The sequence below is a fragment of the Vibrio sp. 704 genome (genome assembly GCF_033339295.1).
Window position 1 is genome coordinate 1 of the sequence record NZ_JAWOUH010000875.1, and the last position, 548, is coordinate 548.

Sequence of the window (548 nt, forward strand, 5' to 3'; positions counted from 1 at the left end):
ACTGTTTTACTTTAGGGTGACATTATGGCTTCGCAAACTAACCGAAAAGACTTACATTTAGACGCTGTTTTACATCATGACATGAGCATGAAAAAGAAAACGGCGGGTTTTGAGTCTGTCGAGTTTGAACATTGTGCGCTGCCAGAATGTGACTTCAACACTATCGATTTATCGACTGAGTTTCTTGGCCATCGATTGGCGCTGCCGTTTTTGATCAGCTCCATGACGGGGGGCGCGAGAGACGCCGAAACGATCAACTGCCGCTTAGCTGAAGCCGCAAGCGAGTTAGGTATCGCGATGGGTGTGGGCTCTCAGCGGATCAGCTTAGAAGAAAGCCAGCACTCTGGCTTGGGTAAAGCCATCCGTGAACTCGCGAAAGGTGTGCCGCTGTACTCAAACTTAGGAGCTGCTCAACTGCGTGACAAAGGCAAATTGGATAACGCGCAACGTGCGGTTGAGGCGATTCAAGCAGATGCCTTGTTTGTGCTCATTAATCCGCGGTAAGAAGCGTTACAGAAAAACGGCGATCACAACTGGATTGGTGTATT

1 pseudogene is annotated in these 548 nt (G+C 48.9%); it reads left to right on the forward strand.

Annotated features, from left to right (window positions below):
* Positions 1-24: 24 nt before the first annotated feature.
* A pseudogene (locus tag R7R24_RS29640) lies at positions 25-501 on the forward strand (alpha-hydroxy-acid oxidizing protein); the annotation flags it as partial.
* Positions 502-548 lie beyond the last annotated feature (47 nt).